This is a genomic window from Celeribacter baekdonensis, from assembly GCF_003047105.1.
Taxonomy (GTDB): Bacteria; Pseudomonadota; Alphaproteobacteria; order Rhodobacterales; family Rhodobacteraceae; genus Celeribacter; species Celeribacter baekdonensis_B.
The window spans coordinates 2,086,353-2,105,700 of the sequence record NZ_CP028475.1; the positions used below are offsets into that span (position 1 = coordinate 2,086,353).

At 57.4% G+C, this 19,348-nt stretch carries 18 protein-coding genes and 3 pseudogenes; 9 read left to right on the forward strand and 12 right to left on the reverse strand.

Translation table 11 applies throughout. The annotated features are described in order from the left end of the window. Positions 1-31 precede the first annotated feature (31 nt). On the forward strand, positions 32-856 hold the full coding sequence (gene panB / locus DA792_RS13830; RefSeq protein ID WP_107720442.1) for a 3-methyl-2-oxobutanoate hydroxymethyltransferase: 825 nt from the start codon (positions 32-34) through the stop codon (positions 854-856). A gap of 370 nt (positions 857-1,226) precedes the next feature. Continuing rightward, positions 1,227-2,138: a pirin family protein gene (locus tag DA792_RS13835; RefSeq protein WP_107720443.1), complete on the forward strand. Its 912-nt coding sequence runs from the start codon at positions 1,227-1,229 to the stop codon at positions 2,136-2,138. Positions 2,139-2,240: 102 nt separating this feature from the next. Here DA792_RS13835 and DA792_RS13840 read toward each other — a convergent pair whose 3' ends face one another. The 3 genes from DA792_RS13840 to DA792_RS13850 form a co-directional block, all read right to left on the reverse strand. Next, positions 2,241-2,753: a pyridoxamine 5'-phosphate oxidase family protein gene (locus tag DA792_RS13840; RefSeq protein WP_107720444.1), complete on the reverse strand. Its 513-nt coding sequence runs from the start codon at positions 2,751-2,753 to the stop codon at positions 2,241-2,243. A gap of 2 nt (positions 2,754-2,755) precedes the next feature. Continuing rightward, on the reverse strand, positions 2,756-2,953 hold the full coding sequence (locus tag DA792_RS13845; protein WP_107720445.1) for a CsbD family protein: 198 nt from the start codon (positions 2,951-2,953) through the stop codon (positions 2,756-2,758). A gap of 103 nt (positions 2,954-3,056) precedes the next feature. Next, positions 3,057-4,043, reverse strand: a complete 987-nt coding sequence (locus DA792_RS13850) for a 2-hydroxyacid dehydrogenase (RefSeq protein ID WP_107720446.1) — start codon at positions 4,041-4,043, stop codon at positions 3,057-3,059. A 136-nt stretch (positions 4,044-4,179) separates the two neighbouring features. Between DA792_RS13850 and DA792_RS13855 the strand changes: the two genes are divergently transcribed. Genes DA792_RS13855 through DA792_RS13865 form a run of 3 tightly spaced genes read left to right on the forward strand, consistent with a single transcriptional unit; the run spans position 4,180 to position 6,679 of the window. Further along, a complete protein-coding gene (locus DA792_RS13855; RefSeq protein ID WP_107720447.1) occupies positions 4,180-4,779 on the forward strand; it encodes an SH3 domain-containing protein in 600 nt (199 codons plus the stop codon). Positions 4,780-4,785: 6 nt separating this feature from the next. Further along, the gene (locus tag DA792_RS13860; protein ID WP_107720448.1) at positions 4,786-5,775 is read left to right on the forward strand and encodes a capsular polysaccharide export protein, LipB/KpsS family; all 990 of its coding nucleotides are present in this window, start codon (positions 4,786-4,788) and stop codon (positions 5,773-5,775) included. A 25-nt stretch (positions 5,776-5,800) separates the two neighbouring features. Next, on the forward strand, positions 5,801-6,679 hold the full coding sequence (locus DA792_RS13865) for a cation diffusion facilitator family transporter (RefSeq protein ID WP_107720449.1): 879 nt from the start codon (positions 5,801-5,803) through the stop codon (positions 6,677-6,679). Positions 6,680-6,684: 5 nt separating this feature from the next. Here DA792_RS13865 and DA792_RS13870 read toward each other — a convergent pair whose 3' ends face one another. The 5 genes and pseudogenes from DA792_RS13870 to DA792_RS13890 form a co-directional block, all read right to left on the reverse strand. Beyond that, positions 6,685-8,706 (reverse strand): M3 family metallopeptidase, encoded by a 2,022-nt coding sequence (locus DA792_RS13870; protein ID WP_107720450.1) that lies wholly within the window; start codon positions 8,704-8,706, stop codon positions 6,685-6,687. A 52-nt stretch (positions 8,707-8,758) separates the two neighbouring features. Then, a complete protein-coding gene (locus DA792_RS13875) occupies positions 8,759-9,799 on the reverse strand; it encodes a HesA/MoeB/ThiF family protein (RefSeq protein WP_107720451.1) in 1,041 nt (346 codons plus the stop codon). Then, the gene (gene dut / locus DA792_RS13880) at positions 9,799-10,266 is read right to left on the reverse strand and encodes a dUTP diphosphatase (protein WP_107722708.1); all 468 of its coding nucleotides are present in this window, start codon (positions 10,264-10,266) and stop codon (positions 9,799-9,801) included. The genes DA792_RS13875 and dut overlap by 1 nt, the downstream gene beginning before the upstream one ends. Positions 10,267-10,288: 22 nt before the next feature. Next, positions 10,289-11,499 (reverse strand): annotated as a pseudogene (coaBC, locus tag DA792_RS13885) (bifunctional phosphopantothenoylcysteine decarboxylase/phosphopantothenate--cysteine ligase CoaBC). Positions 11,500-11,620: 121 nt separating this feature from the next. Then, on the reverse strand, positions 11,621-12,502 hold the full coding sequence (locus tag DA792_RS13890) for an RNA polymerase factor sigma-32 (protein ID WP_107720452.1): 882 nt from the start codon (positions 12,500-12,502) through the stop codon (positions 11,621-11,623). Positions 12,503-12,605: 103 nt separating this feature from the next. Here DA792_RS13890 and cobU point away from each other — a divergent pair, with 103 nt between their 5' ends. From cobU to DA792_RS13910, 4 genes and pseudogenes are all read left to right on the forward strand, one after another. Then, complete coding sequence (gene cobU / locus DA792_RS13895) at positions 12,606-13,160, forward strand: bifunctional adenosylcobinamide kinase/adenosylcobinamide-phosphate guanylyltransferase (protein ID WP_439099365.1); 555 nt, start codon at positions 12,606-12,608, stop codon at positions 13,158-13,160. After that, positions 13,157-13,726: a histidine phosphatase family protein gene (locus tag DA792_RS13900; RefSeq protein WP_107720454.1), complete on the forward strand. Its 570-nt coding sequence runs from the start codon at positions 13,157-13,159 to the stop codon at positions 13,724-13,726. The genes cobU and DA792_RS13900 overlap by 4 nt, the downstream gene beginning before the upstream one ends. Positions 13,727-13,805: 79 nt before the next feature. Beyond that, entirely contained in the window at positions 13,806-14,492 is a 687-nt protein-coding gene (locus DA792_RS13905) for a glutathione S-transferase (RefSeq protein ID WP_107720455.1), read from the forward strand. 97 nt (positions 14,493-14,589) lie between these two features. After that, a pseudogene (locus tag DA792_RS13910) lies at positions 14,590-16,100 on the forward strand (YifB family Mg chelatase-like AAA ATPase). Here DA792_RS13910 and DA792_RS13915 read toward each other — a convergent pair. The 4 genes and pseudogenes from DA792_RS13915 to rsmI form a co-directional block, all read right to left on the reverse strand. After that, positions 16,093-16,994, reverse strand: a pseudogene (locus tag DA792_RS13915) (alpha/beta hydrolase). The pseudogenes DA792_RS13910 and DA792_RS13915 sit on opposite strands and share 8 nt — an antisense overlap. Next, positions 16,991-17,944 carry a glutathione synthase gene (gene gshB / locus DA792_RS13925; protein WP_302665533.1) on the reverse strand — a complete coding sequence of 318 codons (954 nt, stop codon included), beginning with the start codon at positions 17,942-17,944 and terminating at the stop codon, positions 16,991-16,993. The pseudogene DA792_RS13915 and the gene gshB overlap by 4 nt, the downstream one beginning before the upstream one ends. A 92-nt stretch (positions 17,945-18,036) precedes the next feature. Further along, positions 18,037-18,432 (reverse strand): YraN family protein, encoded by a 396-nt coding sequence (locus DA792_RS13930; RefSeq protein ID WP_199908065.1) that lies wholly within the window; start codon positions 18,430-18,432, stop codon positions 18,037-18,039. Positions 18,433-18,441: 9 nt separating this feature from the next. Further along, the gene (rsmI, locus tag DA792_RS13935) at positions 18,442-19,311 is read right to left on the reverse strand and encodes a 16S rRNA (cytidine(1402)-2'-O)-methyltransferase (RefSeq protein WP_107720459.1); all 870 of its coding nucleotides are present in this window, start codon (positions 19,309-19,311) and stop codon (positions 18,442-18,444) included. Positions 19,312-19,348: the final 37 nt, after the last annotated feature.

Below are 19,348 nucleotides of genomic sequence, written 5' to 3' on the forward strand. Positions count from 1 at the left end.
CGGCCCAGACCCCCGAACTCAGGAGGAACCCATGTCCACACAGACCGAAACCATCCGCCGCGTGACCGTGCCGCAAATACGAGACCGCAAAGGCGGCGAGCCCATCGTCTCGCTCACCTCTTATCACGCGCACACTGCCGCAATTGCCGAAAAACATTGCGATTTTCTACTGGTCGGCGACAGCCTCGGCATGGTGATGCATGGGATGGAAAGCACCGTTGGCGTGTCTTTGGAATTGATGATCATGCATGGCAAAGCCGTTGTGCGCGGCACCAAACGCGCGCTGATCGTGGTCGATATGCCCTTTGGCTCCTATGAGGAAAGCCCGTCGCAGGCATTTCGCAACGCCGCCACGATCATGAAAGAAACCCAATGTCAGGCCGTCAAACTGGAAGGCGGCGCGCGTATGGCGGAAACGGTAAAATTCCTGACCGAGCGTGGCATTCCAGTGATGGGGCACATCGGCCTGACACCGCAATCCACCAACGTTATGGGCGGGTTCAAAACCCAAGGCCGCGACGAAGACACTTGGCAAATCCACATTGATGACGCGGTTGCCGTGGCCGAAGCCGGGGCTTTTGCCATTGTGGTCGAGGGGGTCGTGGAGCCATTGGCCGACAAGATCACCAAGGCCATCGAAGTGCCGACCATTGGGATCGGCGCATCAAAAACCTGTGACGGTCAGATCCTTGTCATGGAGGATATGTTGGGCCTCAACGAATGGGTGCCGAAATTTGTCAAAAAATATGGCGCTATGGGCGACGCGATCAATGAGGCCGTCGCGGAATATGCCGCCGAGGTCAAATCACGGGCCTTTCCGGGAACGGCTAACGTCTACGGCTCCAACAAGAAATAAGACCCAGAAGAATAAGATAGAGCGCCCTTCGGGGCGCTTTTGTTGAGTATTTGGCTGCAATGAAGCCGGAGTTAGGCGCGTATTAAGGTTAACGTGCCACATTCAGGGAGCGGTACAGGCTGGAGAGCCGATGGCCGCCTGCGATGAAGACGTCCCGGCCCGTGCGGCCCAAACCCCTTCTGGTGACGCCACAGCGCCATGAACCAGCGGCCGGGACGCAGTTTCGTTTTATTGGCGCTGTTTTCATTGCAGCGTAAATACTCCGCCCGGCCTAATTCGCGCGCTCACGCACAGACCCCGTTCGCGCGCAGATATTTACGCACAGACAAAAATCACCACATGATGAGCCAACAGAACAAGGAGACTCATCATGACGTTTCGTCCCGTAAAATCGACCTCCGTTGGCCAACCGACCCTAGAGGGCGCTGGCGTTCACTTGTACCGTGCATTCGGATTTCACAAGCCACGCGAGTTTGACCCGTTTTTGTTGTTCGATGACTTTCGCAACGACGACCCGGCACAGTTTGAAAAGGGCTTTCCCTGGCATCCACACCGCGGCATCGAGACCATCACCTATGTTTTGGATGGAGAGGTTGAACATGGCGACAGTCTTGGAAACAAAGGCGTTTTGGGCGCAGGCTCGGTGCAATGGATGACGGCTGGCTCCGGCATCATGCACCAGGAAATGCCGCGCGGGAATGCCCGTGGTCAGATGCATGGGTTCCAACTTTGGGCCAACCTGCCCTCCAGTTTGAAAATGACCGCGCCGCGCTATCAGGACATTCAGGCCCACGATATTCCTGAGATCATTGACGATGACGGCACCAAAGTGAAAATCGTCACCGGCTCATTTTGGGGCAAACGCGGACCTGTGGATGGGGTGGCAGCGGACCCGCTGTACCTCGATATTTCCGTGCCGCCCAATACGCGCAAAGTGTTGCCGGTCGATACCTATGCCAACACCTTTGCCTATGTGTTCGCCGGGGCGGGATCGTTTCGCGATGCCTCTAATCCCTACGGTGTGCGGGTGGAGAAAGAGGTGAACGGCGAGGAAATCAACATCCGCGACATGTCGGGCAACCGCACCTTGGTGAATTTCGACACTGGCAGTGAGATCGTGGTCAATGCCGGACCTGAGGGGGTGCGGTTTCTCTTGATCTCAGGTCAGCCGATTGAGGAACCTGTGGCCTGGCACGGGCCGATCGTGATGAACACGCGCGAAGAGTTGATGCAGGCGATGCAGGAGCTCAACAACGGCACATTTATCAAAGATCAGCGGTAAAACCCTGCGCTCTTTTGGCCCACAAAAGGAAACGCGCTCCACAAGGGAGCGCGTTTTGTCGTTTGCTCGCGTCGCTCAGTGTGATGAGACGCGCAGGGGACGTCACGCCGCCTTGGCGAAGGTCACAACCCTGTGCTCGCCCACATCTGGCGTTTTGTCTTTGTTCAAATTGGCCTTTGCGATCTCAAGACCAAAGATCAACGGGTTGCCCGTCGAGGCCCACAAAGCGGCTTCGCCCAAAGAAAACTCCAACAATGTGATATGCTTGTCCTCTTTGCCATCGGGGAACCATGCGGCGACCACTTTGGACCAAAGCTCATCCAATTTGGCTTTGTCTGTGATCGGCTTTAACACCCCGCTCAGACAGGCATAGAAGTCTTGGTTGGTGGAGGCGACACAATAGTGCGCCGTCGCCGTCACACCCGCCTGTTTGGCCAGATCGGTTTGATCTGACGTGATGAAATACAGCTTAGAGGCCGCGCGATCCACGAAATGCGTCATCGGTTGCATGTGATCGCCAGAGCCTACGAGGCCAAGCATGCCTGCGCGCACGCCATCAAGTTCTTCCCAAAGCGTATGCTGCGGGTCCTTTCGGAAATCATTGATATTGGTCATGGTCAAATCCGATCCAGAAAGTCATTGACCGCGGCGCGGGCCTCTTCCTTGGTTTTGCCATAGCGCTGTTGAATCTGACCTTCGAGTTGATCGCGATCCCCTTCTGCAGCGGCCAGATCATCCTCGGTTAACTCGCCCCATTCTTCTTTAATGCGGCCATTCATTTCTTTCCACTTGCCTTGAATTTGGTCCCAATTCATTGAGTGCCTCCTTTCAATTGCTACCTTTTCACCTAATCCGCCTCGCCCCTGTTTCAATGCAAAAGGCCCTAAAAGGCTGAGAGTTCAAAAGGATGTGACCACGTCACAGCATGGAAGGCAGCACCATATCAGGGGGGCGATGACCGTCGGCAAAGGTGTGAATGTTCAGAAGAACCTTTTCCCCCATTTCGATCCGCCCTTCGACCGTGGCCGAGCCCATATGCGGCAGAAGGACCACATTGGGAAGCTCCCGCAGACGCGGGTTGATCTGGTGACCATGCTCAAACACATCCAACCCCGCGCCACCAATATCGCCAGAGCGCAAGCCCCGCGTCAGAGCATTTTCGTCGATCACTTCGCCCCGCGAGGTGTTCACAATCACCGCTGTCGGCTTCATCAACTTCAGCCGCCTTGCGTTGATTTGATGAAAGGTAGACGGCGTGTGCGGACAGTTGATCGACAGAATATCGACGCGGCTCAGCATCTGATCGAGACTGTCCCAATAGGTCGCCTCAAAGCGGGCTTCGACGTCAGGGTGAAGTCTGCGCCGGTTGTGATAATGCACCGAGAGCCCGAAGGCTTGCGCGCGCCGCGCCACCGCTTGTCCAACCCGGCCCATGCCCAAAATTCCAAGCCGCTTGCCGGTTAACCGTTGCCCCATAAACGCGGTGGGGGCCCAGCCATTCCAATTCCCCGCCTGCATCACCGCCTGCCCTTCAGGAATGCGCCGTGTCACCGCAAGAATCAGCGCCATCACCATATCGGCGGTGTCTTCCGTCACCACACCGGGCGTGTTGGTCACCATGATGCCGCGATTATGGGCGGTGATCGTGTCGATATGATCAACACCCGCGCCGTAATTGGCGATCAGTTTCAACCGTTCACCCGCCTGCCCCAACATGTCGGCATCCAACCGATCCGTAACACAGGGCACCAAAACATCGGCCCGCTGCATCGCCGCGATCAATGCCTCACGCGACAGTTTGACGTCGTCGTGATTGAGTTCCACATCGAAGAGCTCCATCATCCGCGTCTCGACCACCTCGGGCAACGCGCGTGTGACCACGACCTTTAGCCGACCCTGCACCATAACCGCACCTCTTCCTTTCTTTTTCACCGCTATACTGGCAAACTCGATTGCATCCCGGCAAGGCGTAAAGGATAAGTTCCGTGACACGCTGGCGCGCAAGGCACGCCTTCTTTTTATGAGCAGGTCAGATTTCACAATGGTAACCAGTGGTTCCCCTTATGGGTTTCATCGACTCACCCCGCTTCTGCGCGGGGCCTGTGTTGTGGCATTTACATGTTGTCTCGGTTTAACACCGGGTTTTGCCACCGAAGACACAGCTCAAAATCCAACCGCCGCACCTGTCGAACAGATGCCACAAACCGGCCCGACGCGCGGGTCGGCCACGAACCTGCCACTGCCGCGATTCGTCTCGCTTAAGGCCAACGAGGCCAATGTGCGTCGCGGGCCATCCCTGTCGCATCGGATTGATTGGGTTTTCACCAAACGCAACTACCCGCTTGAAGTGATTGCCGAATATGGTCATTGGCGGCGCGTGCGTGACATGGAGGGGGCGACCGGATGGCTGCATTACTCCTTGATCTCCGGGGTGCGGACGGCCCTTGTCACGGATGACACGGTGGACCTGTTTTCGCGACCTGACACCGGATCGCGTTTGGCGGCACAGGCAGAAAAAGGCGTGATTTTACGTCTGTTGGAATGCAATATCTCATGGTGCAAAGTCTCAGCCTCGGGCTACAAGGGCTGGGTCTTGAAATCGGGCCTCTGGGGCGTGCGTTCAGACGAAATATTGGAGTGAGCCGGTATGGAACAGCTCAAATCCCCCCTCGCCGCCCGCAACATTCCAAAGGGCGTTAAATCCTGTGTCGTGCATGGGTACGGCAGTTGGTTTGACGCGATTGGCCAAGGTCGCCACGATTTTTTCACCAAACTGATGCCAAAGCTGATCCATGAGGGCATGACCCCCTATTTGGTGGAGGGCAACAGCCGCACCTCTCGCGCCCTTTTACAGGAAAGCCACCTCCACATCATCGTCGGTGGCCCGGCAATGTTTGGGCCGACGATTCTTCATGCCTCCCCCTCTTATCTTTGGGGGTTTTGGTATTTTGACGAGTTGGGTCATGGCGCCAATAGCTCGCTGCGGTTTTCGCGCTTTCCCGAGCATGAGGTGGACCGGGAGCAGGCGGATTATTTTTTTAACGGCGTGACTGGGTTTATGTTGCGTGAGAATGTCTCCAAACTCGGTCAGGAACCGCGTATGGACGCACCTTTGCGTCCAGCGACCGCGACGATCCTGTGTCAGACCATCGAAAATGAAAGCCCGCGCACGCATTATCTGACCACCAAAGAGATGATCGTGACCGCCGCCAAATTGGACCCAGATGCTGTGGTCTATGTGAAGCCGCATCCGCAGCAGGGCAAATTGGGACGGAGGCAAATCCTTGAGGTTTGCGCCGATCATCCGAATGTCAAAGTGACCGATGCGTCGATCCATGATCTGATCGAGGCAGCGCGGGTCGTGATCACGCAAAACTCCTCTGCAGGGTTTGAGGCCTTGATGCAGCGAAAGCCAGTGGTCACCTGTGGCAAAAGCGATTATTGGCACGCCACACTTACTCCAAGAAACATGTCTGAATTGCGGGATGCGATAGAGTTTGGCCCTGAAACCATGTCGTCTTTTGATTATGCAGGGTATTTTAACTGGTTTTTGGAAAAACAGTGCCTTGAACCAGCCAAGGACACGTTTGTCCCCCGCGCTTGGGCGCGCGTGCGTGACAAGTTGATGCTCGACTAAGCCTTCGGGGCGAAAGGACGATCCTATGCGCGACACGCGTTTGAATATTTCGGCGGGTCTGGCCTCCGTCACTGTCGCGACGATTCTGATCATCGCCAAACTCTGGGCTTTGGGGCAAACGGGATCGCTTTCGATTGCGGCCTCCTTGGCCGACAGCGGCATGGATTTGATGATCGCCTTGGGCGGTTTGATGGCGATTTATTACGCTTCGCGCCCGCCAGACCAAGACCACGCCTTTGGCCACACCTCCGCCGAAGACCTCGCTGCGCTGGCCCAATCCGTTTTCATTTTGGTCTCCGCCGCGATCATCGCCGTGACTTCAACGCGCCGCCTGCTCTCGAACACCCCGGTCGAAGTTCAGGCCGAAGGTGCGGGCATTGCGGTCATGGTCTTGTCGATCATTTTAACCATCGCGCTTGTGCTGTGGCAAAGGCGCGTGGCGCGCCTGACAAAGTCCAAAGTCGTCAGTGCCGATAGCCTTCATTACGTCGGAGATTTGGTGCCCAACATCGGGGCAATTGTGGCGCTTTTTGCCGCCAAAGCCTTTGGCATGCATCAGATCGACTCTGTCGTCGCTTTGGCAGCTGCGGCGATTTTGGTTGTCGGCGCTTTGCGCATCGGGAAATCGGCCTGGGATGCTTTGATGGATCGCTCTGCTCCGGCGGAAATGATTCAAGGCATTGAAAACATGGCAAAGTCCTACCCGGAAATTCATGCGTTCCACGATCTAAAAACCCGCATGGCCGGGTCTAAGCCCTTTGTGAACATCCATATTGAGTTGAACGGTGACCAGACGCTGCGTGAGGCCCACGCGATTTCAGCGAGCCTCAAACACCACATCGTCACCGCCTACCCCAACGCCGACGTCATCATCCACAAAGACGTTTGGGGCGAGGCGGATTAACGCATTTAGGCGGTGAGCAATCCCCGCCCTTTCAACAGCGCCTCAACTCCGGGCATCCGGCCTCGGAACGCGGTGTAAAGCGCCTCTGCGTCTTGAGAGCCACCTTTGGACAGGATGTGTTCCTCCAAAAGCCGCGCCGTTGCTGAGTCAAACGCGCCCTTTTCCTCAAAGGCTTCGAACGCATCGGCGTCCATGACCTCTGACCACATGTAGCTGTAATATCCGGCGCTATAGCCGTCACCAGAAAAGATATGGGCGAAATGCGGCGTGGCATGGCGCATCGTTACCGCATGGGGCAAACCGATCCGCGCCAAAGTTTCGGTCTGAGCGGCCATCGGGTCCGCTGGCGCATCGCCATCGTGAAAATCAAGGTCAACCAAGGCCGAGGCAATGTATTCCACCGTGGCAAAGCCTTGATCATAGGTCTGTGCGGCCAACAACCGATCCAACATATCACGCGGCATCGGCGCACCGGTTTTGGCATGGGTCGCGAACTCTTCGAGAACCTCAGGCACTTCCAACCAATGTTCAAAAAGTTGGCTGGGAAGCTCAACAAAATCGCGCGCCACCGAGGTGCCCGAGATCGAGCCATAAGTCACATCTGACAGCATCTGGTGCAGAGCGTGACCGAATTCATGGAACAAGGTGCGGGCATCATCATAGGATAGCAATGCCGCCTCACCTTTCGATGGTTTGGCAAAATTGCACACATTGAGCACGATCGGCCGAATGTCACCTTCGAGCTTTTGCTGGCTGCGCATCGCGGTACACCACGCGCCTGATCGTTTCGACCCACGGGCGAAATAATCACCGATAAAGACCGCGATATGTTTGCCGTCGCGGGTCACATTCCACGCCCGTGCATCCGGGTGATAGGTGGCCACGTCCAGCGGTTCAAAGTCGAGACCAAACAGCCGATGCGCACAGGCAAAAGCCGCCTCGATCATCCGGTCCAATTGCAAATAGGGCTTCAATTCCGCTTCATCGAGATCATGTTCGGCCTTGCGCCGGATCGCCGAATAATAGCGCCAATCCCACGGCTCCAACGGACCATTGATGCCGTCCTTTGCCATCATTTCGGCCAAAATCGCGCCATCCCGTTCGGCCGCCTCTTTGGCCGGGGCCCAGACGCGCATCAACAGATCGCGTACAGCCTCCGGCGTCTTGGCCATTTCGGTCTCTAATTTATAGGCCGCAAAGCTCGGGTAGCCGAGCAATTTGGCGCGCTCTTCGCGCAGGCGCAAAATTTCTGCCGCATTTTCACGGTTGTCATTGGCATTGCCATTTTCACCCCGTGCGGACCAGGCTTTGAATGCCGCTTCACGCAAATCACGGCGCGGCGAAAACTGCATAAACGGGACGATCAGCGATCGTGACAGAGTGACGACCGGGCCGTCCGCACCTTTTTCCTCGCCCGCCGCACGCGCCGAGTCGATCACAAATTGCGGTAAACCCTCAAGATCGGTCTCCGCCAGCGGCATGACCCAATCGCGCTCATCCGCCAAAAGATTTTGCCCAAAACCCGTGCCCAGCGTGGCAAGTCGAGATTTGATTTCTGCCATCCTCGCCTTTTGCGGGCCTTCCAGCTTTGCTCCGGACCGCACAAACGAGCGATAGGTCAACATCAAAACCCGCGCCTGCTCTGGCGTCAAATCCAACGTGTCGCGCGTCTCCCAAAGCGTCTCAATTCGTGCGAACAATGCAGAATTCGACGTGATTTCAGAGGAGTACGCCGAAAGCATCGGGGAAAAGTCCCGCATCAATGCATCGCGCACATCGTTGGCATCCGCCCCCGCCGAACCGTAGAACACGCCCAAAACCTTGGACAACGTGCTATCCGAACGTTCCAAGGCCTCGATTGTATTGGTGAATGTCGGGGCCTCGGGGTCGCTTGCAATGGCCTGAACCGCCGCACGCCCTTCGGCCAATGCGGCCTCGGCCGCGGGTTTGACATGGGCGTCCTCAATCGCCTCAAACGGCGGCAAATTGAACGGGGTATTCCAGTCGGACAACAGCGGATTGGTCATGAAGATCTCCTTTGGGAGTGAAGCTATGCCGCGCTCCGCCAAAGGAAAAGGGCTATCCGGGACTATTTATCCCGCAAATCGGACAGTCCGCGCGCTTTTTGACCGTGATCACCCGCGTCTCTGTGTAAAGCGCATCATAGATCAAAAGCCGCCCGATCAGGCCCTGCCCGGCACCCGTGATGTCTTTGAGCGCTTCCATCGCCATCATCGTGCCCAAAATGCCCGGCAAAGGAGCGGCCACGCCCGCCTCGGCACAGGTTGGAACCATGCCTTCTGCCGGACGCTCAGGAAACACACATTGATAACAAGGGCCATTTTTTGCGGTATTATACGTGCTAATTTGACCTTCCCATTGGGTGATCGCCGCCGCAATCAGCGGCGTTTTCTCCGCCACGCAAAGCGCATTCACAAGGTATCGCGTGTCGAAATTGTCCGAGCCATCAAGCACCAAATCATACTCGCGGATCAGCGCCACACAGCTTTCGTCAAAGCGGCGATTGTAGGGGCGCACCTCGACAAACGGGTTTTGCGCGCGCATTGCCTCGGCGGCGGAAAATACTTTTGGCACACCAAGGTTCGCATCCGTATGAATCACCTGCCGTTGCAGATTTGAGGCCTCGACCACATCATCGTCGACCACGCCAATGGTGCCCACTCCCGAGGCCGCAAGATATTGCAAAATCGGCGCGCCAAGCCCGCCTGCCCCGACAACCAAGACTTTGGCGTGTTTGAGTTTTTTCTGACCCGGCCCACCGATTTCCCGCAACAGAATATGGCGCATATAGCGGTCCAATTCAGCAGGTCGAAACGAACCGTCCGTTTCGCTGTCCATCACGGGCGCAACCCGCGACCGAAGGGCGCGCAGGCCAAACCGATAGACCATGATCACACCTGCAAAACCGCCCAAAAGCAGCCATTCACCAAGACTTCCGCCGAGTGTCTGTCGCATCGGATGCGCCTCTGGCAGCACAGTCAGCGCCAAAATCACCGCCAGATATAGAATGCCGATCATCGCCCAGCGCGCACGTCTGGGGGCATGAGTTGCCGCCCCAACGCCCCAAAGCACCACAGCCATGATCAGAAACGGGATCATTATTTACGACCCGTCGAGCCAAATCCACCCGTACCACGCACGGTATCGCCCAAGGTCTCAACCACTGCATAGGCCCCCTGCACCACAGGCGCGACGACCATTTGGCCGATACGCTCGCCATGTTGGATGTGGAACGGTTCCGTGCCGTGATTGATCAACAAAATGCCAATGGGGCCACGATAATCGGCGTCGATGGTGCCCGGCGTGTTGACCATGGAAATCCCATGTTTGAGCGCAAGACCCGAACGGGGACGGACCTGCACCTCAAATCCAGGCGGAATTTCCATCGCAAATCCGGTCGGGATCAAGGCGCGCGCGCCCGGCACCAAGACCAAACCAACATCACGCGTCTCCGGCGGAAAATTCGCCCGCACGTCGGCACCGGCGGCATGTTCCGTTTCGTAAGACGGCAGCTTGATCTCGCGGTCCGCGCCCTCAAGCCATTGAATTTTAATATCAACTGTCATGTTTTCATCGCTGTCCAAATACTCATTCAACGGCAAAGGCCGCACTCAAACGGTCGGCGATCTTATGGGCCAACTGGCGTGCCACCTCCGCCTTGCTCATTCGGGCCATGCATCTGAACCCGCGTCCGAAATCAGCACAACCGCATTCTCTGTGCCGCCCATAATGCCGGTGGCGGGGGAGACGTCATTGGCCACAATCCAGTCGCAGCCTTTGCGCAGTCGTTTGGCCGTGGCGTGGGCCACAACGTCGTCGGTCTCGGCGGCAAAGCCGACCACAAGCCGGGGACGTCCCGTACTCATCTGGCTGACTGAGGCAAGAATGTCGGGGTTTTCCGCGAAACTCAGACTTGGCAATGCGCCTTTTTCTTTTTTAATCTTAGATCCGCTTTCCGAACTCACACGCCAATCCGCCACAGCGGCGGCAAAGACGGCGGCATCGGCGGGCAAAGCGGCCTCGACAGCGGCTTTCATCTCGCGGGCTGTTTCGACGCGGATCACTGTGACGCCCTGCGGCGGCGGCACATCGGCGGGGCCGGTGACGAAACTCACCCGAGCGCCAAGATCACGCAGCGCGCTCGCGATGGCCGTGCCCTGTGCGCCAGACGAACGGTTGGCGATATACCGCACCGGGTCAATCGGTTCATGGGTCGGGCCAGAGGTGACAAGGATATGCTTGCCCAACAGGGGGCCTTCGGTGAGTGCCGCGCGGATCGCGCCGATGATGTCCGGAGTTTCCGACAGTCGTCCGGGGCCAAATTCGCCACAGGCCATCGTCCCCTCCTCAGGACCAACAAACAGCACGCCATCGGATTGGAGCGTTGCCACATTGCGTTGGGTCGCGGGGTGGTCCCACATTCGCACATTCATGGCAGGTGCGACCAGCACGCGCTTGTCCGTCGCCATCAACAGCGTCGAGGCCAGATCATTGGCCAAGCCATTGGCCATCTTGCCCAAAAGATCGGCCGTGGCAGGTGACACCACAACCAAATCGGCGGCGCGGGACAGTTCGATATGGCCCATTTCGGCCTCATCGGTCAGGTCAAACAGGTCGCGATATACTTTTTCGGCGGCAAGGGCCGAGACGGAGAGTGGCGTCACGAATTCTTCGGCCGCTTTGGTCAGAACCGGCACGACACGCACACCCTCTTCGCGCAGGCGACGGATCAGATCGAGCGATTTAAACGCCGCAATCCCGCCGCCGATGATCAAAAGAATGGTCTTTCCGCTTAGCATCACATGCCCCTTTGCCCCGGTCCGTCATGAGCCACCTTGGTTTTGAGGCGGCGTCTCACAGCGTTCCAATGGGCAAAGGTGTAGGGTGCGCGTTTGACAAACTCAAGCCAAACTCAAGCCCTTAGTTCAGCAGCAGCGAGAGCGCTTCACCATGACGTTCCAAGGATTTGCGCATTTTGACCAAAGCGCCTGCCTCCAGTTGGCGGACACGTTCTTTTGACAAAGACAACTCTTCTCCAAGGCTTTCAAGCGTGCGTGGCTCATCTGAGAGCTTGCGCGCGCGCAAAATGAATTGCTCGCGGTCGCTCAGTTCGCCAATGGACTCTTTGAGCCATGTTTGAAGCTGCTTTTGATCATGTTCTTCCCCCACCAGTTCGGCGGCGGTGTCGCCCTCATCGGCCAAAAGGTCGATCCATTCGCGACCGTCCTCGTCACCCGATTGCTGCGCGTTGAGCGAGAAATCAGAACCGGACAAGCGCCCATCCATCATCTCCACATCGCGCAGCGGCACGCCCAAATCCATCGCGATCATCTGCAACAATTGTGCATGATCGAGTTGCGTGCCTTGGGTCGAGGCTTCGCGTTCCAACCGCGCCTGAACACGGCGCATATTGAAAAACAACGACTTTTGCGAGGACGTCGACCCGGTACGCACCAAGGACCAATTGCGCATCACATAATCCTGAACCGAGGCCTTGATCCACCACGCGGCATAGGTCGAAAACCGCACGCCGCGGTCGGGATCAAATTTCTCCGCCGCTTTCATCAGGCCCAATCCGGCCTCTTGGATAAGATCGTTCATCGGCGCGCCATAACGTTTGAATTTGGCCGCCATCGAAATCGCTAAACGCATATAGGCGGTGATCAAACGGTGCAGAGCCGCCTCATCGCCATGATCGCGCCAAGCGCGTGCCAATGCCTGTTCTGTTTCAAGATCAAGCATTTCCGCTTTCATTGCCCGACGTGGCAATGCGTTGTCTGATACAGTCATATCGAGTGCCATAAGACCCTCCCGAGGTTTGGCCGCTCGGTCCCTTTGTGCGTTATGTGCGTTGGGCATTTGCGAGCGGTGGCTTCTCCTGTTACGACCACACTACCCCAATTGGATGACTTTGAGTTTCACGAACATGTGCATTTCCTTTACACTGGTGCTCGGCGGCGCCTCGTCTGGCAAGTCTGAAATTTCTGAAAAACTGTGTTTTCACAGTCAGTTAGATCGGGTTTACCTGGCCTCATCACAGGTCTATGACGATGAAATGCGCACAAAGGTTGAGCAGCACCGCACAAATAGGGGCCCGGATTGGCGCACAATCGAGGAACCTTTTCGCGCCGATCAGGTGATTTTAGAGGCAAAGGCACATCAAATACTCTTGTTTGATTGCGCCACGCTTTGGCTCACCAACCATCTTTTGGCTGATCACGATATTGCCCAAGAGACAGATATGCTCTTGGCCGCGCTCAAATCCTGTCCGGCGCAGGTGGTGATTGTCAGCAACGAGGTGGGTCAGGGCATCGTCCCCGAAAACGCCCTTGCCCGTCGGTTTCGGATCGAACAAGGGCAGCTCAATCGGCGTTTGGCCGCAGAGGCCGGGACTGTTGTGGGCGTGATGGCGGGGCTACCTTTCATGCTCAAAGGCGACAGGCCGGAGGCGTTAAAATGAGCAAATTATGGCTGATCCGCCACGGCCCGACCCATGCCAAAAGCTTTGTTGGCTGGACCGATCTGCCCGCCGATCTGTCTGACACTGCCGCGATTACGCGGCTTGAAGCGGCACTGCCAGATGTGCCGCTGATCTCCTCTGATCTCAGCCGCGCGATCAACACGGGCAGCGCGATTCAGGGCCCGCGCCCGCGCCTACCCCATGATCCGCGCCTGCGCGAAACCCATTTTGGCGATTGGGAAAATCTGTCTTGGGCTCAGATTGAACAGCGCGACACAGATCTCGCCCGCCAAGTGTTTGAAACCCCCGGCGACATCGCCCCACCCGGTGGCGAAAGTTGGAATGGGTTTTCTGCCCGCGTTCATGCGGGTGTCGCGGCCTTGCCCGGCGAAACCATTGTCGTCGCGCATATGGGGGTCATTTTGGCGCTGTTGCAAAAGGCGCTTGGATGCACGGCCTATGAGGCGCTGGGGCATAAAATTGACCCGCTGTCCTGCACCGTTATTGACTGTCCTGACGGGCTGGCAGGGGCATGGAACTGCACGCGCATAAATCACAAATATTGATATAAACTATGATAAAATATCTCTTTTTGTGATAGGTGAAGTTTATCTAAGATAGGCCCTGACACGCAAGGAGTTTCATATGTCTTACGATTTGTTCATTGGTGACAAAGGGTTCTCAAGCTGGTCGCTGCGCGGCTGGCTTTTGTTTGAAAAATTCGACATCCCGTTTCGCGAACACATGACTGGCCTCTACACGGGCACGATGCAACAAGACCTTGCGACTCTCGCCCCTGCCCGCTTTGTTCCAACCGCACGCACGCCCGAGGGCTGGGTCATCGGCGAAAGTATTGCTTTGGCCGAAACCTTGGCGGAGCGACATCCCGACGCGGGGATTTGGCCCACCAATCCTGAGGCGCGCGTGTTTGCCCGTTGGCTTGTGGCCGAAATGCACGCCGGGTTTGCCGCCTTACGCTCCGCCTGTCCGATGCAGCTTTTCCATCAATATCAAGGCTTTGCTGTCACTGACGCGGTTCAGGCCGATCTGGAGCGCCTTGAAACCATGCTGGGCCATGCGTTGACGCATTTCTCCGGCGAAGGCCCTTGGTTGTTTGGTACATACTCAGCCGCTGATGCGTTTTACGCCCCGGTTGCAGCGCGAATTGCCGGATATGACCTGCCCGTGTCCAAGCGCCTCACAGCCTATGTTGCGGCGCATCTGAATGACCCGGCATTCAAAGCCTGGCGCGCGGAAGGCATCAAACTCAGCTATGATCCGATGCCCTATGCGCTTGATCTCCCCAAAACCGATTGGCCGGTTTCGGCATAATTCTCGCGGAATGCCGCGTGCATTAACCATTTGCTAACCATGCGCATCGTAGCACTGGTTAAGATTGGTTAATGCGTTTCGCGCGGGAGAAGACATCATGGTCGCACGGACCTTTAGCGTCGCATTCGAAGGCGTCGAGGCCCGCCGGGTCGAGGTTCAATGTGCCATCGCGCCCGGTCTGCCCAGCTTCACCATCGTCGGCCTACCGGACAAAGCCGTCACAGAGGCCCGCGAACGCGTGCGCGCAGCTTTGGCGTCGATGCAAATTGCGCTCCCCTCGAAAAGACTGGTCATCAACCTCTCCCCGCCGATCTGCCGAAAGCAGGCTCGCATTTTGACCTACCCATAGCTCTGGCCATTCTCGCCGCAACCGGGTTGATCCCCGAAGAACAGGCCGAGAAAACCCTCTCACTGGGTGAATTGGCGCTTGATGGCTCGCTGGTCGCGGTCAATGGCGCGCTGCCCGCAGCGTTGAAAGCCGCCGAATTGGACTGCGTTTTGGCCTGTCCCGAAGCATGCAGCGCCGAGGCCGCCTGGGTTGGCGCAACGGCGGTTTATGGGGCCAAGACGTTGGCGCATTTACTGCGACATTTCACCGGCGACCGCCCGCTTCATGCTGCCGAGCCGGGCGAAGTGTCCCTGCCCGAGCATCGCAAAGACATGCGCGACGTGAAGGGGCAGGAAAAGGCAAAGCGCGCGATGGAAATCGCCGCCGCAGGCGCGCATCATTTGTTTTTGGTCGGCACGCCAGGGTCAGGCAAGTCGATGTTGGCGGCGCGCTTGCCGTCGATTTTACCGCCGTTGTCGGCGCAAGAGGCGCTTGAAACCTCGATCATTCATTCGCTCGCGGGGCTTTTATCAGAAGGCGGAATTTCCCGCGCCCGACCGTTTCGCGAACCGCATCACACGGCCTCCATGGCCGCCATCGTCGGCGGCGGGCGCGGGGCGCAGCCGGGCGAGATTTCCTTGGCGCATAACGGAGTTTTGTTTTTGGACGAATTGCCCGAATTTCCGCGTCCCGTCTTGGAAACCCTGCGCCAGCCGGTCGAGAGCGGCGAGGTCATGGTGGCGCGCGCCAATGCTCATATGCGTTACCCAGCGCGCTTCATGTTGGTGGCGGCAGCGAACCCGTGCAAATGCGGCTACCTGCCTGATCCGGCCCGCGCCTGCGCAAAGGTGCCTTTGTGTGGCGAGGATTATTTGGGGCGCATTTCCGGGCCTTTGATGGACCGGTTCGATCTGCGGCTCGAAGTGCCCCCCGTTCAGTTTATGGACCTCGATTTGCCGCCGTCGGGCGACACTTCCGCTGTGATCGCCGCCCGCGTGGCCGAGGCACGCAGACGCCAAACCGAGCGTTTTGACGGGACAGGCCTGCGCACCAATGCGGAAATCGAAGGGAAAATGTTGGAGGAAACGGCCACGCCCGACGCGGAGGGGCGGACCCTTTTGACCATGGCGGCGGAAAAACTGGGCCTGACCGCGCGCGGCTATCATCGGGTGATGCGGGTGGCGCGTACCATTGCCGATTTGGCGGACGAGCCGGATGTGCGCCGCCCGCATGTGGCCGAGGCCCTGAGTTATCGGGTGGTGTCAAACACGCTCAACTGAGCGGCGGATCATGGGCGACGATGAACGCGGCCGTCTCCGATATGGCTTGTCGCGCCTCCGGGAAAAACCCGTCGAACATGTGCCACACATGCGGCGCTCCAAGGGTCAGGCTGAGGGTCGCCTCAACACCTTCTCGGTTCAAATGATCCGACATTCGCACCGCATCATCACGCAAAACTTCACATTCAGACGCCTGTATCAACACCGGCGGACCCTCAGGAAAGCTGGCAAAAAGCGGCGAAACCTGTGGCTGTTTTGGGTCTGCATCGCCCAAAATCATTTGGGTGAGGTCACGCGCCCGTTCAACCGGAAAAAAATGGTCGCGCTTGGCATTTGACACAAAAGACGGGCTTGAAAGGGTCAGGTCGGTGAAGGGCGACCATGCGAAAGCAGACGCTGGCGGGGTGCCGCGTTCGCACAGCTCAGACAAAAGCGAGAGCGCCAAACCGCCCCCCGCGCTGTCCCCGCCGAGACTGATGTCTTGGGGCGCAAAGCCCGAAGCCAAAAGCGCCTCCCAAACCAGACAGGCATCCTCAAACGCCGCAGGCAAAGGGTGCTCGGGGCCAAGCGGTAGGCCGGAAGAAACACTGGACGGCGCGCCAATTGCGCCAATCGCGACGCTAAGCGTTTATGGGTCTGCGGGCTCCCCGCGACATAACCGCCGCCGTGGAAAAACAGGATCACGCGGTCATCACCTACGTCGGGCGGATGAATCCACAGCCCCGGAAACCCCAACGCATCATGACGCACTTCGGTGGACAAGGTGACCGGCACGGACAGCCGTGCGGCCAGATCCATGCCGTCGCGCAGAGGCACTGGGTTTTGCGCATAGGTAAACGCGGCACGCACGATGGGGCTCAATGCACTGGCAAGAACCCGCATCCGGTAGCTCATGCGCGCTTGGCCTCAATCGCCTGCCAAATCAACTCTGCTGTGTTGGTGCCGTCAAAACGCTCAAGCTCCTGAATGCCCGTGGGCGAGGTGACGTTGATCTCGGTGAGGTAATCGCCAATCACGTCAATGCCGACAAAAACCTGACCCTTTTCTTTCAAAAGCGGGCCGATTTTGGCACAAATCTCACGATCACGATCGGTCAAGCCGACCTTTTCGGGACGTCCGCCGACGTGCATGTTGGAGCGGGTTTCGCCCTTTTGCGGCACACGGTTGATCGCGCCAACGGCTTCGCCATCGACAAGGATAACGCGTTTATCTCCGTTTGAGACATCGGGCAGAAATTTCTGAACGATCATCGGCTCGCGCGACATGCCGGTGAAAAGCTCGTGCAGGGATGACAGGTTGCGATCATTTGGGTCCAGACGAAACACGCCCGCGCCGCCATTGCCATAAAGTGGCTTCAAAATAATATCGCCGTGCTTTTCTTTAAACGCACGGATCGTGGCGAGATCGCGCGCGATGGCGGTCGGCGGGGTCAAGTCCGGGAAATTCAGCACAAGCAGCTTTTCCGGGTAATTGCGCACCCAAAACGGATCGTTGACCACCAACGTGCCGGGCATGATCATGTCGAGCAAATGGGTTGTCGTGATATAGCCCATATCAAATGGCGGATCTTGGCGCAGCCAAACAACGTCATAGTCAGAGAGATCCACCTCCGCCATCTCGCCCAACGTGTAGTGATCGCCCTCAACCCGGCGGACCTCAATCGGCCAACCACGGGCAGTGATCCGGCCCTCTTGGAACGCGAGATGGTCCGGCGTGTAGTAAAACAACGTATGCCCGCGCTTTTGCGCCTCTTCCATGATGCGGAACGTGCTGTCGGCGTTGATATTGACCGGACCGATCGGGTCCATCTGAATTGCAACTTTTAACGATTTCGGTGTGGGCAAGGCTCGTCTCCCGAGAATGGTTTTCTCTTAGATGGACCAGCCCCGTCCTGCATTCAATGGGAATGTCCTGTGCGGGAATTCACATCAGCCTTTTACATCAGAGCGTTTTCGAGAATTTCGACATGGCCTTGCCCATCCACCAGTGCCACATCTATGCGCATGTCGGTGAGCAGACCCTTGGGCTGTTGGCCAATGTAATCCTCAGCACTGGCACAGATACGAGCGATTTGTTTGGGGCCCAGATGTGCGGCGGCCGCGCTCAGGGTTTTGGAGGCTTTGACCTCGACAAAAATAAACCCGTCACCATCGTGAAAAATCAAATCAATTTCCCCGCCTCTGCCGCGCCACCGCGCCTGTGCCAAGTCATAGCCTTGGGCCGCATAGTGGCGTGCAACGCAAGCTTCGGCGGAGTGACCAAACTCATAGGCCATGCGCCCGCGCGTCTGGCGGGCAGAAATCGGGTCGTATCCGACAAAATCAAGAGGCACGCTTTTCTCCTACTGCGGCGAATTTTGATCCGTGATCGCGAGTGCCATTTGATAGGCATCGCGTTTTTTCAATCCGTGTTTTTCGGCCACCTCCGCTGCGGCGTCTTTGACCGACATCGTTTCCAGAGCAAGCCTCAAATCCGCCTCAAGATCGGCCTCGGAAATGTCTTCATGCTCTGCCCGCCCGACCAAAAGCACAATTTCACCTTTCACCGGACTGTCGCGCAGGCTGTCCTCAAGTTCCGCCAAACTGCCCTTTCGCACTTCTTCAAACCGCTTGGTCAGCTCACGACACAGGGCCGCCGGTCGGTTTCCCCCCAAAGTCTCACACAATTCCCCTAACGTTTTATGAACCCGCTTTGGGCTTTCATAAAACCCAAGCGTGGCTTGGACGGGGGCGAAGGAGGCAAAGAATTTCAACCGAGCCCCGCGAGAGGACGGGGGAAATCCGGCAAAAAGGAACCGATCCGAAGGCAAGCCCGAAATGGTCAGAGCCGCAATCATCGCGGAGGGACCGGGCGCAGACGTCACAGCAATGCCCTGCGCGAGTGCTTCGCGGCATAGCACAAAGCCGGGATCGGCCACCAAAGGTGTGCCCGCCTCAGATGCATAGGCCACGGATTTGCCCTCTTGCATCAAAGCAATCAACCGAGGCCGCGCCTGAGCACCGTTGTGATCGTGATAGGCGTAGATGTGGCGGCCATTGAGGGGAACGCCGTGGATTTCCATCAATTTGCGAAGGGTGCGCGTGTCTTCGGCGGCCAAAACATCCGCAGAGGCGAGAATATCGAGCGCACGCAGGGTGATATCGCGCGCATTCCCGATGGGAGTGGCGAGGAAATGGAGGCCAGCGGGAAGATGCTTGACTTGATAAATCACATGAGTTCCGGGTCTTTGCGGCGTTTACTCTTTGGGG

Coding starts and splice junctions, on each gene's coding strand:
- panB (WP_107720442.1), top strand. CDS start 32: ATGTCCACACAGACCGAAACCATCCGCCGCGTGACCGTGCCGCAAATA.
- DA792_RS13835 (WP_107720443.1), top strand. CDS start 1,227: ATGACGTTTCGTCCCGTAAAATCGACCTCCGTTGGCCAACCGACCCTA.
- DA792_RS13840 (WP_107720444.1), bottom strand. CDS start 2,753: ATGACCAATATCAATGATTTCCGAAAGGACCCGCAGCATACGCTTTGG.
- DA792_RS13845 (WP_107720445.1), bottom strand. CDS start 2,953: ATGAATTGGGACCAAATTCAAGGCAAGTGGAAAGAAATGAATGGCCGC.
- DA792_RS13850 (WP_107720446.1), bottom strand. CDS start 4,043: ATGGTGCAGGGTCGGCTAAAGGTCGTGGTCACACGCGCGTTGCCCGAG.
- DA792_RS13855 (WP_107720447.1), top strand. CDS start 4,180: ATGGTAACCAGTGGTTCCCCTTATGGGTTTCATCGACTCACCCCGCTT.
- DA792_RS13860 (WP_107720448.1), top strand. CDS start 4,786: ATGGAACAGCTCAAATCCCCCCTCGCCGCCCGCAACATTCCAAAGGGC.
- DA792_RS13865 (WP_107720449.1), top strand. CDS start 5,801: ATGCGCGACACGCGTTTGAATATTTCGGCGGGTCTGGCCTCCGTCACT.
- DA792_RS13870 (WP_107720450.1), bottom strand. CDS start 8,706: ATGACCAATCCGCTGTTGTCCGACTGGAATACCCCGTTCAATTTGCCG.
- DA792_RS13875 (WP_107720451.1), bottom strand. CDS start 9,799: ATGATCCCGTTTCTGATCATGGCTGTGGTGCTTTGGGGCGTTGGGGCG.
- dut (WP_107722708.1), bottom strand. CDS start 10,266: ATGACAGTTGATATTAAAATTCAATGGCTTGAGGGCGCGGACCGCGAG.
- DA792_RS13890 (WP_107720452.1), bottom strand. CDS start 12,502: ATGGCACTCGATATGACTGTATCAGACAACGCATTGCCACGTCGGGCA.
- cobU (WP_439099365.1), top strand. CDS start 12,606: ATGACTTTGAGTTTCACGAACATGTGCATTTCCTTTACACTGGTGCTC.
- DA792_RS13900 (WP_107720454.1), top strand. CDS start 13,157: ATGAGCAAATTATGGCTGATCCGCCACGGCCCGACCCATGCCAAAAGC.
- DA792_RS13905 (WP_107720455.1), top strand. CDS start 13,806: ATGTCTTACGATTTGTTCATTGGTGACAAAGGGTTCTCAAGCTGGTCG.